At 70.3% G+C, this 13,892-nt stretch carries 13 protein-coding genes; 10 read left to right on the forward strand and 3 right to left on the reverse strand.

The genetic code is table 11. The features are described 5' to 3' along the window. Nucleotides 1–19 precede the first annotated feature (19 nt). Complete coding sequence (locus tag ACFYVL_RS24595; protein WP_389248274.1) at nucleotides 20–874, reverse strand: RecB family exonuclease; 855 nt, start codon at nucleotides 872–874, stop codon at nucleotides 20–22. 136 nt (nucleotides 875–1,010) lie between these two features. Between ACFYVL_RS24595 and ACFYVL_RS24600 the strand changes: the two genes are divergently transcribed. The 3 genes from ACFYVL_RS24600 to ACFYVL_RS24610 all read left to right on the forward strand — a co-directional run bounded on the left by ACFYVL_RS24600 (nucleotide 1,011) and on the right by ACFYVL_RS24610 (nucleotide 4,595). Further along, nucleotides 1,011–2,690: a site-2 protease family protein gene (locus ACFYVL_RS24600; protein WP_389248276.1), complete on the forward strand. Its 1,680-nt coding sequence runs from the start codon at nucleotides 1,011–1,013 to the stop codon at nucleotides 2,688–2,690. Nucleotides 2,691–2,781: 91 nt separating this feature from the next. Beyond that, nucleotides 2,782–3,687 carry a tRNA (adenine-N1)-methyltransferase gene (locus tag ACFYVL_RS24605; protein WP_389248278.1) on the forward strand — a complete coding sequence of 302 codons (906 nt, stop codon included), beginning with the start codon at nucleotides 2,782–2,784 and terminating at the stop codon, nucleotides 3,685–3,687. A gap of 338 nt (nucleotides 3,688–4,025) precedes the next feature. Further along, nucleotides 4,026–4,595: a hypothetical protein gene (locus ACFYVL_RS24610; protein WP_389248280.1), complete on the forward strand. Its 570-nt coding sequence runs from the start codon at nucleotides 4,026–4,028 to the stop codon at nucleotides 4,593–4,595. 34 nt (nucleotides 4,596–4,629) lie between these two features. Here the strand turns inward: ACFYVL_RS24610 and ACFYVL_RS24615 are convergent, their stop codons facing one another. Then, the gene (locus tag ACFYVL_RS24615; RefSeq protein ID WP_389248282.1) at nucleotides 4,630–4,950 is read right to left on the reverse strand and encodes a ferredoxin; all 321 of its coding nucleotides are present in this window, start codon (nucleotides 4,948–4,950) and stop codon (nucleotides 4,630–4,632) included. Nucleotides 4,951–5,193: 243 nt separating this feature from the next. On the opposite strand from ACFYVL_RS24615, the gene arc reads away from it, so the two are divergent. The 6 genes from arc to prcA all read left to right on the forward strand — a co-directional run bounded on the left by arc (nucleotide 5,194) and on the right by prcA (nucleotide 11,321). Beyond that, complete coding sequence (gene arc, locus ACFYVL_RS24620; RefSeq protein ID WP_389248284.1) at nucleotides 5,194–6,960, forward strand: proteasome ATPase; 1,767 nt, start codon at nucleotides 5,194–5,196, stop codon at nucleotides 6,958–6,960. Nucleotides 6,961–7,225: 265 nt separating this feature from the next. After that, nucleotides 7,226–8,737, forward strand: a complete 1,512-nt coding sequence (dop, locus tag ACFYVL_RS24625; RefSeq protein WP_389248286.1) for a depupylase/deamidase Dop — start codon at nucleotides 7,226–7,228, stop codon at nucleotides 8,735–8,737. A 126-nt stretch (nucleotides 8,738–8,863) separates the two neighbouring features. Next, on the forward strand, nucleotides 8,864–9,082 hold the full coding sequence (locus ACFYVL_RS24630; RefSeq protein ID WP_384358192.1) for a ubiquitin-like protein Pup: 219 nt from the start codon (nucleotides 8,864–8,866) through the stop codon (nucleotides 9,080–9,082). Between the two features lie 5 nt (nucleotides 9,083–9,087). Next, nucleotides 9,088–9,693 (forward strand): endonuclease VII domain-containing protein, encoded by a 606-nt coding sequence (locus ACFYVL_RS24635; protein WP_389248288.1) that lies wholly within the window; start codon nucleotides 9,088–9,090, stop codon nucleotides 9,691–9,693. Continuing rightward, entirely contained in the window at nucleotides 9,645–10,490 is an 846-nt protein-coding gene (prcB, locus tag ACFYVL_RS24640) for a proteasome subunit beta (RefSeq protein WP_389248290.1), read from the forward strand. Before ACFYVL_RS24635 ends, prcB begins: the two co-directional genes overlap by 49 nt. A gap of 81 nt (nucleotides 10,491–10,571) precedes the next feature. Further along, nucleotides 10,572–11,321, forward strand: a complete 750-nt coding sequence (gene prcA / locus ACFYVL_RS24645; protein ID WP_389248292.1) for a proteasome subunit alpha — start codon at nucleotides 10,572–10,574, stop codon at nucleotides 11,319–11,321. Nucleotides 11,322–11,381: 60 nt separating this feature from the next. Here the strand turns inward: prcA and ACFYVL_RS24650 are convergent, their stop codons facing one another. After that, entirely contained in the window at nucleotides 11,382–12,452 is a 1,071-nt protein-coding gene (locus tag ACFYVL_RS24650) for a LacI family DNA-binding transcriptional regulator (protein ID WP_389248294.1), read from the reverse strand. 162 nt (nucleotides 12,453–12,614) lie between these two features. Here ACFYVL_RS24650 and ACFYVL_RS24655 point away from each other — a divergent pair, with 162 nt between their 5' ends. Beyond that, nucleotides 12,615–13,883, forward strand: a complete 1,269-nt coding sequence (locus ACFYVL_RS24655; RefSeq protein ID WP_389248296.1) for an MFS transporter — start codon at nucleotides 12,615–12,617, stop codon at nucleotides 13,881–13,883. Nucleotides 13,884–13,892 lie beyond the last annotated feature (9 nt).

Genomic DNA, 13,892 nt, shown 5'->3' on the forward strand with positions numbered 1-13,892 from the left:
CGCCCCCCACCCGCGACAGCTACTCCGCCGACTCCCGCGGCCGGATCTGCAGCGGATACACCGGGGGAGTGCCCCCGAACTCCGGACAGACCGCGCGGTGGTCGCACCACCCGCACAGCTTCGTCGGCCGGGGCCGCCACTCGCCCGTCTCGGTGGCCTCCCTGATCGCGTCCCACAGCGCGTGCAGCTTCCGCTCCATCCGCTCCAGGTCCGCCTCGTTCGGGTCGTAGGTCATCACGTCACCACTGCCCAGGTACACCAGCTGAAGCCTGCGCGGCACGATCCGCTTCCACCGCCAGATCACCAGCGCGTAGAACTTCATCTGGAACAGCGCACCCTCCGCGTACTCCGGACGCGGCGCCTTCCCCGTCTTGTAGTCGACGATCCGCACCTCGCCCGTCGGCGCCACGTCCACCCGGTCGATCACCCCGCGCAGCCGCAGCCCCGACTCCAGCTCCGTCTCCACGAACAGCTCCCGGTCGGCCGGCTCCAGCCGCGTCGGGTCCTCCAGCGAGAACCACTTCTCGACCAGGTCCTCCGCCTGCCCCAGCCACCGCGTCAACCGCTCGCCCCCGGCGTCCTCCGCGAACAGCTCCGACAGCTCCGGCTTCGACTCCAGCAGCCGGTCCCACTGCCCCGGCACCATCGCCCGCGCCCTCGGCACCGTCCGCTCCACCGCCGGATCGTCGAACAGCCGCTCCAGCACGGCATGCACCAGCGTCCCCCGGGTAGCCGCCTCACTCGGCTTCTCCGGCAGCTTGTCGATCACCCGGAACCGGTACAGCAGCGGACACTGCATGAAGTCGCTCGCCCTGGAGGGTGACAGCCCCGTGGGCCTCCCGGCCCCGTCCGCCGTACCGGTACTCGTATTCATGACTCAGACCCTACGGCCCACCACTGACAACGCCCCCCTACCATCGACGGCAGACCCTCCCGCACTGCATGATCAGGGCATTGCCCCGCACAACGGCATCAGGGCGACACCGGCGTGACGACATCGAAGGGACCCCGTGGACGAGAGCGACGAGCGCGGCGCCAACGGCAGCAAAGGCGACGGCGAACGCCCCCGGTCCGGCACGGAGCGCACGGGCGGTACGGAGACCACGCAGAACACGGGCACGACGCGGCACCCCCAACCCGCCGGGAACCCCGCACCCACCGGTGACGCCCGCCTAACGGACAGCACGGCACCCACGGAGGACCCGAAGCCGGTGGAGCAGCCCGCGCAGACGCCTGCCCCGAAGCAGCCGGACACCGCCCGGCCCCAGGAGAGCACCGGCCCGCAGGAGCCCGCACGGGCGGCGCAACCCGACAACCCGGCGCGGCCCCCCGAGCCCGTGCAGACCGCGGAGGCCCCCCGGGCGGCGCAGGTCCCCGAGCCGGACGAGACCGCGAAATCGGCCGAGAACCCCAAGGACGCCGAGACCCCGCGGCCCGCCGAGACCGAGACCCCGCGGCCCGCCAGGGCGGCCAGTGCCGCGAGTGCCGCGAGCGGGGAGGGTTCCGGCGGTGACCCGGCCCACGAGCAGCGTGCCGCCGGGGCCGGCGGGGGGCTGCTGATGGGGCGCCCCTTCGGCGTGCCCGTGTACGTCGCCCCCAGCTGGTTCCTCGTCGCCGCCCTCATCACCTGGGTCTTCGGCGGACAGCTCGACCTCGTCCTGCCCGAGCTCGGCGCCGCCCGCTACCTCGTCTCGCTCTTCTTCGCCGTCGCCTTCTACGCCTCCGTACTCGTCCACGAACTCGCCCACACGGTCGCCGCCCTCCGCTTCAAGCTCCCCGTCCGCCGCATCCAGCTCCAGTTCTTCGGCGGCGTCTCCGAGATCGAGAAGGAGACCGAGACCCCCGGCCGCGAGTTCGTCCTCGCGTTCGTCGGCCCGCTGCTCTCCCTCGCCCTCGGCGGCCTCTTCTACCTCGCCATGGACCTGGTCGAGGCGGGCACCGTCCCCGGCGTCCTGCTGGCCGGCCTGATGATCTCCAACCTCATCGTGGCCGCCTTCAACCTGCTCCCCGGTCTGCCCCTGGACGGCGGACGGATGCTCCGCGCGGTCATCTGGAAGATCACCGGCGACCCCATGACCGGCACCGTCGCCGCCGCCTGGGCCGGCCGCGCGCTCGCCGTCGCCGTCCTCATCGGACTGCCCCTGCTCACCCACACCGGCGCCCTCGGCAACGCCACCGAGGACATCACCGGCATGGACACCGTGCTGGACGCCCTCCTCGCCGCGATCCTCGCCGCCATCATCTGGACCGGCGCGGGAAACAGCCTCCGGATGGCCCGGCTGCGCCAGCACCTCCCCGACCTGCGCGCCCGCACCCTCACCCGGCGCGCGGTCCCCGTGGAGTCCGCCACCCCGCTCTCCGAGGCGCTGCGCCGCGCCAACGAGGCCGGCGCCCGCGCCCTCGTGGTCGTCGACGGCCTCGGCAACCCCACCGCCGTCGTCCGCGAGGCCGCCATCGTGAACGTCCCCGAGCACCGCCGCCCCTGGGTCGCGGTCAGCGGCCTCGCCGCGGACATCACCGACGGCATGCGCATCCCCGCCGAACTCGCCGGCGAAGCCCTCCTCGACCGGCTGCGCGCCGCCCCCGCCACCGAGTACCTGGTCGTGGAGGAGAGCGGCGAGATCTACGGCGTCCTGTCCACCGCCGACGTCGAGCGCGCCTTCGTCAAGGCGATGGCCCGCCCCCAGTAGCGGCCCCCGCCCGGCGGCGGGCCGCCCCGCACCGCTCCCGCCGCCCCGGGCCGCGGCGTACGAGCAGTCAAACAGCCGGTAGTCTGGTCACATGTCCGAACCGACCGGTGCCGCCCGCCGACGCGGGCCCTTCAAGGTCGGGGACCAGGTCCAGCTGACTGACCCCAAGGGCCGCCACTACACGTTCACGCTCGAAGCCGGGAAGCAGTTCCACACCCACAAGGGTGCCTTCTCGCACGACGAGCTGATCGGGGCGTCCGAGGGCAGTGTTGTCCGTACCACGGGGAACGTCGCCTACCTGGCGCTCCGCCCCCTGCTCCCCGACTACGTCCTGTCCATGCCCCGCGGCGCAGCCGTGGTCTACCCCAAGGACGCGGGGCAGATCCTGGCCTTCGCCGACATCTTCGCCGGCGCGCGCGTCGTCGAGGCGGGCGTGGGCTCCGGAGCGCTCAGCGCCTTCCTGCTGCGCGCCATCGGCGACCACGGGATGCTGCACTCCTACGAGCGCCGCGAGGACTTCGCCGAGATCGCCAAGGGCAACGTCGAGCGCTACTTCGGCGGTCCGCACCCCGCGTGGACCCTCACCGTCGGCGACCTCCAGGACAACCTGTCCGACACCGAGGTCGACCGCGTCGTACTCGACATGCTCGCCCCCTGGGAGACCCTGGAGGCCGTCTCCAAGGCACTGGTCCCCGGCGGCATCATGTGCGCGTACGTCGCCACCACCACGCAGCTCGCCAGGACCGTCGAGTCCATCCGCGAGATCGGCTGCTTCGCCGAGCCCCAGCCGTGGGAGTCGATGGTCCGCAACTGGCACGTCGAGGGCCTGGCCGTCCGCCCGGACCACCGCATGATCGGCCACACCGGCTTCCTGGTCACCGCCCGTCGCCTCGCCGACGGCGTGGAGCCCCCGATGCGCCGCCGCCGTCCCTCCAAGGGAGCCTACGGCGAGGACTACGAGGGCCCCAACAAGGAGCGCGGCGGCAGCCAGGGCTGAGCCCCGGCCGCACCGCCCCAACAGACCGGCGCCGCCGTCCAGTTCCCGGACCGACACGAGAACTGGACGGCGGCGCCTTCACACAGGCCCCGCCCGGCCGATGCCCCCGCCCGGCCGAGCCCTGGCCGTGCCACGTCCCGCCCGGCCGATGCCCCCGCCGGTCCCGCCCGCGTCCCGCCCGTCCGTGCTCCCGTACGAAGCCGCCGTGCACCCGTACGAAGTCTTTGCCCGGTGCCGCCCACCCCGGCGTTCCGCCCCGCCACCGACGTATGGCACGATGCTGGACACCCTCCCGTCGCCGGTGTCCCTCCCGGCACATCCCACAGGAGACACCCCGCGTGCAGACCCCCGCGCTCCCGGCCCCCGCACACACCCGGCCCCGCGCGCTGCACTGGCTGGTCACCGCGACCGCCACGGCAGCCGTCGTGGCGGGCGCCGCCCTCCTCCAGCCCGCCGCGGCCACCGCCTCCCAGACGCCCCCGGCCGCGCAGTCCGCCCCCGGCCCGGCACGGGCGCTGCCCGCCCCGGACGCGAAGGCCGCCGCGTACCCGCTGAAATGCCGCAGCGGCAAGACCGTCCTGCTGAGGCAGGCCGGCGGCGACCTCGACGGCGACCACAACCCGGAAACCGTGGCCGCGGTGCGCTGCGACTCCGGGATCGGCACCCCGCCGAGCGCCGTCTACGTCCTGACCGGAGCCAACCGCGTCGTCGCCACCCTCGTGGAGGCGAGCGAGGAGCAGAACGTCACGGAGCTGGCCGTCACCGACGGCAGCGTCACCGCCACCCTCCTCGGCTACTCCTCCGACGCGGTGGCCCGCTGCTGCCCGGACAAGACCCAGAAGGTCAAATGGCAGTGGCGGAACGGGAAGTTCACCCGCTCCGCCACCACCGAGGCCCGCAGCGTCTGACACCGCCCGCCCCGCACGCCTCACACCACCGGACCTACTCGGCGTCCGGCCCGTACACCTCGACCCTGTCCGAAACCCGACGTACGTGAATGCAGTCGCCGGGGCACTCCTTCGCGGAGTCCACCACGTCCTGCAACAGCGGCAGCGGCACCGGCGTGGTGGCCCCGGGGGCCTGCAGCAGCTCGTCGTCGCCGCTCTTCACGTACGCCAGCCCGTCGATGTCGAGCTCGAAGACCTCCGGCGCGTACTGCGCGCAGATCCCGTCGCCGGTGCAGAGGTCCTGGTCGATCCACACCTCAAGGGGATCGCCGCCCTGCGCGCCCTCTGCGGTGGGAGCCTTCTCCTGCACGGTCATATCTCCTGCCGTTCCCTGCGCGGTATGCACCAATTGAAGCCAGCCCTGACGGGTGTTGAACACTTCGACGATACAACCGCCCGCTTTCCGATGTTGCTGGGTGGGTATCCCCCCTCTGTGAGGGAGTACGCAAGGGTGAAGATCAGACACTCCTCGATCGTCTTTGTGATCTAGGGGTTTCAACCAACACCTACCCAGGTAGGGTCAGGAAGCGTCCAGCTCCCCTTGGAGGAGGTGAGGACCGTGGCAGCCCACGACGACGACATCAACCGCGGCATCCGGCCCGCGCGAGGGTCCGAGGACCCCGCCGGACAGGTTGCCTATCTAGAGCAGGAAATCGCCGTCCTGCGACGCAAGCTCGCCGACTCTCCGCGTCACACGAGGATTCTCGAAGAGCGGATCGTCGAGCTGCAGACCAACCTGGCAGGCGTGTCCGCACAGAACGAGCGGCTCGCCAACACGCTCCGCGAGGCCCGCGACCAGATCGTGGCCCTCAAGGAAGAAGTGGACCGGCTCGCACAGCCGCCGGCCGGCTTCGGCGTGTTCCTGGAGGCCAATGAGGACGGCACGGCCGACATCTTCACCGGAGGACGGAAACTCCGGGTCAATGTCAGCCCCAGCGTCGAGCTCGAAGAGCTCAGGCGCGGCCAGGAAGTCATGCTCAACGAAGCGCTCAACGTGGTCGAGGCCATGGAGTTCGAGCGCGCCGGGGACATCGTCACCCTCAAGGAGATCCTTGAGGACGGCGAGCGGGCCCTGGTGGTCGGGCACACCGACGAGGAACGGGTGGTCAGGCTCGCCGAGCCGCTGCTGGACATCACCATCCGCCCCGGCGACGCCCTGCTGCTGGAACCCAGGTCCGGTTACGTCTACGAAGTCATTCCGAAGAGCGAGGTCGAGGAGCTCGTCCTCGAAGAGGTGCCGGACGTCGACTACGACAAGATCGGCGGTCTGGGCGACCAGATCGAGCTGATCCGCGACGCGGTCGAACTGCCCTACCTCTACCCCGACCTCTTCAAGGAGCACGAACTGCGGCCACCGAAGGGCATCCTGCTCTACGGCCCGCCCGGCTGCGGCAAGACGCTCATCGCCAAGGCCGTCGCCAACTCCCTTGCCAAGAAGGTCGCCGAGGTCACCGGGCAGCCCCAGGGGAAGTCCTACTTCCTCAACATCAAGGGACCCGAGCTCCTCAACAAGTACGTCGGCGAGACCGAGCGCCACATCCGCCTGGTCTTCCAGCGTGCGCGGGAGAAGGCGAGCGAGGGCACCCCCGTCATCGTCTTCTTCGACGAAATGGAATCGCTCTTCCGCACCCGCGGATCCGGTGTCAGCTCGGACGTGGAGAACACCATCGTCCCGCAGCTGCTCGCCGAGATCGACGGCGTGGAGGGCCTGGAGAACGTCATCGTCATCGGCGCCTCCAACCGCGAGGACATGATCGACCCCGCGATCCTGCGCCCCGGCCGGCTCGACGTGAAGATCAAGATCGAGCGTCCGGACGCGGAGGCCGCGAAGGACATCTTCGCGAAGTACCTCACGTCCAGGCTGCCGCTGCACTCGGACGACCTCGCCGAGCACTCCGGCTCCAAGGACGTCGCCGCCCACGCCATGATCCAGTCGGTCGTGGAACAGATGTACGCGGAATCCGAGGAGAACCGCTTCCTGGAAGTCACGTACGCCAACGGCGACAAGGAAGTCCTGTACTTCAAGGACTTCAACTCCGGCGCGATGATCCAGAACATCGTCGACCGGGCGAAGAAGATGGCCATCAAGGCATTCCTCGACCACAACCAGAAGGGTCTGAGGGTCGCACACCTCCTCCAGGCCTGCGTGGACGAGTTCAAGGAGAACGAGGACCTGCCGAACACCACCAACCCGGACGACTGGGCCCGTATCTCCGGCAAGAAGGGCGAGCGGATCGTATTCATCCGCACGCTCGTCACCGGAAAGCAGGGCGCGGACACCGGACGCTCCATCGACACGGTGGCGAACACGGGTCAGTACCTGTAAAGCGCAGCCCGGCTGCGGATACCCCGCTGGGTATCCGCAGCCGGTCCGTTTCCGCAAGATCTTCCGGCCATTCCGGCGGGACTTCAGCACACAACAGAGCAATGACGGAATTGATCTCCCCACCAGCGCAAAGGCGTTCTAGGCTCTTCCGTACCGCCACCGCCGGGTCGCACAGTGCGGGGACGGGCACCGCACACGCACCCCAGAACCAGCGGTACTTGAGCGCCGCCCCAGGACGGGGGCGCCGCCGGGCAAGGAGGGCCGCATGACCGTACGGCGAGTAATGGGCATCGAGACGGAATACGGAATCTCCGTCCCCGGCCACCCCAACGCCAATGCCATGCTCACCTCGTCCCAGATCGTCAACGCCTACGCGGCGGCGATGCACCGGGCGCGACGCGCCCGCTGGGACTTCGAGGAAGAGAACCCGCTGCGGGACGCCCGAGGCTTCGACCTCGCCCGCGAAGCCGCCGACTCCAGCCAGCTCACCGACGAGGACATCGGCCTGGCCAACGTCATCCTCACCAACGGCGCACGGCTGTACGTCGACCACGCGCACCCCGAGTACAGCTCGCCCGAGATCACCAATCCCCGGGACGCCGTCCTGTGGGACAAGGCCGGCGAGCGCATCATGGCCGAGGCCGCCGAGCGCGCCGCCCAGCTCCCCGGCGCCCAGCCGATCCTGCTCTACAAGAACAACACCGACAACAAGGGCGCCTCCTACGGCACGCACGAGAACTACCTGATGAAGCGGGAGACCCCCTTCTCGGACATCGTGCGCCACCTCACCCCGTTCTTCGTCTCCCGCCAGGTCTTCGCCGGCGCGGGCCGCGTCGGCATCGGCCAGGACGGCCACGAACACGGCTTCCAGATCAGCCAGCGCGCCGACTACTTCGAGGTCGAGGTCGGCCTGGAGACCACCCTCAAGCGGCCCATCATCAACACCCGGGACGAACCGCACTCCGACGCGGAGAAGTACCGCCGGCTGCACGTGATCATCGGTGACGCCAACCTCTCCGAGATCTCGACCTACCTCAAGCTCGGCACCACCGCGCTCGTGCTCTCCATGATCGAGGACGGCTTCATCAACGTCGACCTCGCCGTGGACCAGCCGGTGCGCACCCTGCACCAGGTCTCCCACGACCCGGACCTCCAGCACCTGGTCACGCTGCGCAGCGGTCGGTCACTGACCGCGGTGCAGCTCCAGATGGAGTACTTCGAGCTCGCCAGGAAGTACGTCGAGGAGCGGTACGGGGCGGACGCCGACGACCAGACCAAGGACGTGCTCAGCCGCTGGGAGGACGTGCTCAACCGGCTGGAGAACGACCCGATGAGCCTGTCCGGGGAACTGGACTGGATCGCCAAGCGGGAGCTCCTGGAGGGCTACCGGCGGCGCGACGGGCTCGACTGGGACGCGGCCAGGCTCCACCTGGTCGACCTCCAGTACGCCGACGTGCGGCCCGACAAGGGGCTCTACAACCGCCTGGCGGCCCGCGGCAGGATGAAGCGGCTGCTGGACGAGAGCGCGGTGGAGCGGGCCGAGAACAAGCCCCCGGAGGACACCCGGGCGTACTTCCGCGGGCGCTGTCTGGAGCAGTACGCGGACGACGTCGCGGCGGCCTCCTGGGACTCCGTGATCTTCGACCTGCCGGGCCGGGACTCGCTCCAGCGGGTGCCGACCCTGGAGCCGCTGCGGGGCACCAGGAACCACGTCAAGGAGCTGCTGGACCGCTGCCGCACGGCGGACGAGCTGGTCCGGGTGCTCTCGGGCGGCTGAAAGGTGCGCCCGGTGGGAATCATCCCAGTGGTTCCTGCGGCTTCACTAAGTACGGGGCAAATGTCAGCCCTCACTTATAGGGTCTGATCAAGGACCAAGGACATCGAACCGAGCGGGGTGAGGTAGATGGCGACCAAGGACACCGGCGGCGGCCAGCAGAAGGCGACGCGTTCCACCGAGGAGACCGAGGAACAGACGCAGGACGCGCAGGCTTCTGAGGACCTCAAGGAGCGACAGGAAAAGCTGTCGGACGACGTGGACTCGGTGCTGGACGAAATTGACGACGTACTAGAGGAAAATGCCGAGGAGTTCGTGCGCTCATTCGTGCAAAAAGGCGGACAGTAGCCTAAATGTCCGAATCGGTGGAGGGGAAAGTCTGCTCCGGTTGTAAAAGGGAATTGCCTCTTGGCTCCTTTGCATTCGATCGGAATCGAGCAGACGGCCTTCAGGTGCGGTGCCGGGAGTGCGTGGCGGAGTACGGGGCCACGTACTACCGGCGCCGACAGGAGGCGCTGGGGAAAAGCGTCCGGGAAAAGGTCGAAGTGCCTTCCGGGCACAAGCTCTGCCGGTCCTGCGGGGAAATCAAGCCGCAAAGTGAATGGCACCGAAACTCAAGTGCGTCCGACGGTCTTTCCACGCGCTGCAAGGCGTGCCGCGCCGTTCAAGGCAGGGCGGGGCACCTGAAGCGCAAGTACGGCATCACCGAAGCCGAGCGGGACGACATGGTCGCCTCTCAGGCGGGCGTCTGCACGATCTGCCTGAAGGCTCCAGCGGTACATGTGGATCACTGCCACGAGACGGGTAGGGTCCGAGGCGTACTGTGCTTCAACTGCAATGCGGCCCTCGGGCTGTTGGGAGATGACCCCGACGCCTTGCGTCGGGCCATCGCATACCTGGAGGGAAACGCGTGGAAGCCAACACTCGTAGCACCGGGCGTCTACCAGCTGCCTTCCTGACGCCGGGCTCCTCGTCGTTCATGGACTTTCTCGGCGAGCACTCGCCCGAGCTGCTCCCCGGCAACCGGGTGCTGCCGCCCGTGCAGGGCGTCGTGGAGGCACCGCACGGGACGACCATCGTGGCCGCGTCGTTCCCCGGCGGCGTCGTGCTCGCCGGTGACCGGCGAGCGACCATGGGGAACATGATCGCGCAGCGCGACATCGAGAAGGTGTTCCCCGCCGACGAGTACTCGGCGGTGGGCATCGCGGGTACGGCCGGCCTGGCCGTGGAGATGGTGAAGCTCTTCCAGCTGGAGCTGGAGCACTTCGAGAAGGTGGAAGGCGCCCAGCTGTCGCTGGAGGGCAAGGCGAACCGGCTCTCGACCATGATCCGGTCCAATCTGGGCATGGCCATGCAGGGCCTGGCGGTCGTGCCGCTGTTCGCGGGGTACGACCTCGACCGCGAGAAGGGCCGGATCTTCTCGTACGACGTCACCGGCGGGCGCTCCGAGGAACTCGGGTACGCGGCGACCGGATCGGGCTCGGTGTTCGCCCGCGGCTCGATGAAGAAGCTGTACCGGACGGACCTGTCCGAGCAGGAGACCACGACGCTGGTCATCCAGGCGCTGTACGACGCCGCCGACGACGACTCGGCGACCGGCGGTCCCGATGTGGCGCGGCGGATCTATCCGATCGTCACCGTGATCACGGAGGACGGTTTCCGGCGGCTGACGGACGAGGAGTCCGCCGAGCTGGCCCGCGCGATTCTGGAGAAGCGGCTGGAGCAGCCCGACGGGCCGCGTGCCTCGCTCCTCTGAGCGGGCCGCCGAGCGACTTCTGTGACCGTCATGTCGGTCTCTTCGATGTTTTTGCCTCTGACAGAAAGGGACGGATAGCCGGTGTCGACGCCGTTCTATGTCTCACCCCAGCAGGCCATGGCCGACCGGGCGGAATACGCGCGGAAGGGCATCGCCCGTGGACGCAGCCTCGTGGTGCTGCAGTTTGCCGACGGCATTGTCTTCGTCGGCGAGAACCCGTCCCGCGCGCTGCACAAGTTCAGCGAAATCTACGACCGGATCGGCTTCGCCGCCGCCGGCAAGTACAACGAGTACGAGAATCTGCGGATCGGTGGCGTCAGGTACGCCGATATGCGCGGATACACCTATGACCGTGACGACGTGACGGCGCGCGGGCTGGCGAATGTGTACGCGCAGACGCTCGGCTCGATCTTCTCCAGCAACGCGGAGAAGCCGTACGAGGTCGAGCTGGTGGTCGCGGAGGTCGGTGCCGAGCGGGAGGGCGACCAGATCTACCGGCTGCCGCACGACGGGTCGATCGTGGACGAGCACGGGTCCGTCGCGGTCGGCGGCAACGCGGAGCAGATCAGCGGTTACCTGGACCAGCGGCACCGCGACGACATGAGTCTGGCGGAGGCGCTGAAGCTGGCCGTGCAGGCGCTGTCGCGGGACACCAACGGTACGGAGCGGGAGATTCCGGCGGAGCGGCTGGAAGTGGCCGTGCTGGACCGTACGAGGCCGCAGCAGCGGAAGTTCAAGCGGATCGTGGGGCGGCAGCTGACGCGGCTGCTGGAGGCCGACGGTGACGCCTCGGCGCCCACCGAGGTGCCTTCGGACACCGAGGAGGAGTAGCCCCGGTTCTCCGCCCGGGTGGCCCCGGACCGCGTGTGCGGTCCGGGGCCACCGGTGTGTTCAGGGTGCGGGGGCGGTGGAGCCGCGGACGACGAGTTCCACGGGCAGGTCGCCGGACTCCGGGGCGCGGCCGTCGAGGACGGCGAGGAGGGCGGCCATGCCGCGCCGGCCGACCTGTTCGGCGGGGAGGCGGACCGTGGTCAGTTCGGGTTCGACGGCGCTGGCGAGGGCGAGGTCGTCGAAGCCGGTCACGGAGACGTCCTCGGGCACGCCGAGGCCCAGTCGGCGCAGGGCCTTGCAGGCGCCCGCGGCGAGGATGTCGTCGTCGCAGATCAGCGCGGTGGGGCGGGTGGTGGCCCCGGCGAGGGCCTGTTCGGTGGCGGCGCGGGCGCTGTGCACGTCCAGCCGGGAGCGGACGGTGCGCAGGGTGGTTCCGGGGACGCTCCGCAGGGCGGTGGCCAGGGTGCGGGCGCGTACGTCGAAGGTCCAGGAGTCCACCGCGGAGGCGAGGTGGACGAAGCGGCGGTGGCCGAGGGCCAGGAGGTGGTCCGTGACCTGGTGGATGCCGTCGGCGATGTCGAGGTTGACGTGGGCCGCGGCGGCTTTCGGTGTGCCGTCGTCGTCGCTTCCGGTGTGCCCGCCGCTCTCGGTGGGGTCGCTGTCGAGCATGACGAGGGGGAGTCCGGCGGCGCGCAGGGCGCCGAGGGCGCCGGTGGCCATGGAGGAGGCGATGACGCCGTCGAGCGCGGTGCGTGCGGAGGCGAAGGGGTCGCGGGCGGGGCCGACGCCGTCGGGCGAGGGGTAGAGGACGACGCCGAAGCCGTGCTCGGCGGCGGTCTCGGCGGCTCCGGTGTAGACGCGGGCGAAGAACTCGTTGGTGAGGGCGGGGACCACGAGGAGCGCGGTGCGGGTGCGGCCCAGGCGCAGGGTGCGGGCCGCGAGGTTGGGGCGGTAGCCGAGGTCGCGGGCGGTGTCGCGGACGAGGCCGGCGGTGCGCTCGGAGACCCGGCCGCGCCACTTGTCGCCGAGCACCAGGGAGACGGTGGCCTGCGAGACGCCGGCCGCCCTGGCGACGTCCCGGCTGGTGGGCGCGGGGCGGGCCGGGGGAGAGGAGGGGGCGGGGGTGGTCACCGGGGGCTCCGTGGGTGGGCGGGTGCGGGGCGGCTCTCGGTCCGGCCGGCGGTGCGGGCGGGATGGACCTGTGGGCTGGGGTCATGGTACGTATGACGGCGGTAGTTATACGTAAAACCTCGGGTCGCGGGAGTGCCGCCGGGGGAGAAGGGCGGGACGAAGATGGCCGCGGGATACGCCGAACTGCTCGGGACGCGGCACGCCGCGCGCCTGTTGGCCGGGACCCTGGTGGGGCGGCTGCCCAACGCGACCGCACCGATCGCGATCATGCTCTTCACCCGCGCCGAGGGCGGCAGCTACACCCTGGGCGGGGCGCTCGCCGCGGTCTACGGGGTGGCCAACGCGGTCGGGCAGCCGCTGCTCGGGCGCGCGGTGGACCTGCACGGGCAGCCGAAGGTGCAGCTGCCCGCGGCGGTGCTCTCCGCGCTCGGCATGCTCGTGCTGTGCCTGACCGGGATCGACCCGCCGGTCCTCGCCTACGCGGCGGTGGCCGTCGCGGGTCTGTTCACGCCGCCGCTGGAGGGCGGGCTGCGGGCGCTGTGGCCGAGCGTGCTGGGGGACGGGGACAAGGTGCACCGGGCGTACGCGATGGACGCGGTGGCCCAGGAGATCATGTTCACGGTCGGCCCGCTGCTGGTGACGCTGCTCGTCTCGCTGTGGTCGCCGGCCGCGGCCCTGCTGGTCATCAACGCGATCGGGGTGCTGGGCGCGCTGTCGGTGGTGGCCTCGAAGCCGTCGCGGGCCTGGCGGTCGGCGCCGCGCGAGGCGCACTGGCTGGGGGCGCTGCGCTCGCCGGGGCTGCTGGCGCTGCTCGGGTCGTTCTTCTTCGTCGGCACGGCGCTCGGTTCGATCACCGTGGCGGGGGTGGCGTACGGCGACGACCACGGCAGGACCTGGGTGTACGGGGTGCTGATGGCGGCGCTCGGGCTGGGCGCGCTGGTGGGCGGTCTGGCGTACGGGGCGCGGCAGTGGGCGGGGGCTCCGGAGCCGCGGCTGCTGGTGATCGTGGCGCTGCTGGCGGCGGGCTATCTGCCGCTGATGCTGACGCCGGGGATCGTGGCGATGGCGGTCCTGTCGGGGGTCGCGGGCGTGTTCCTGGCGCCGGCCCTGGCGTGCGCGTTCATCGTGGTGGACCGGCACGCGCCGCGCGGAACGGTGACGGAGGCGTTCTCCTGGCTGGTGACGACGTTCGGTGTCGGCTCGGCGGTGGGTACGGGCGTGGCGGGGCCCGCGGTGGAACTGGGCGGCACCCCGGCGAGTTTCGCGGTGGCGGCGGTCGGCGGCGTACTGGCGCTGCTCGTTCTGCTGGCGACGCGCCGGGTGCTGACGGTTCCTCCGGTTGCCGAGGTCGGCGTAAACATTGCCGGGGCTTTTGAAAATGATCGAATCGGTGGCGTCGAACCCGGTTTCAGCTCAGGCCATCAGGCGTAATGTTCAGTC

Origin of the sequence: Streptomyces sp. NPDC004111 (assembly GCF_042874215.1) — a bacterium.
Lineage (GTDB): Bacteria > Actinomycetota > Actinomycetes > Streptomycetales > Streptomycetaceae > Streptomyces.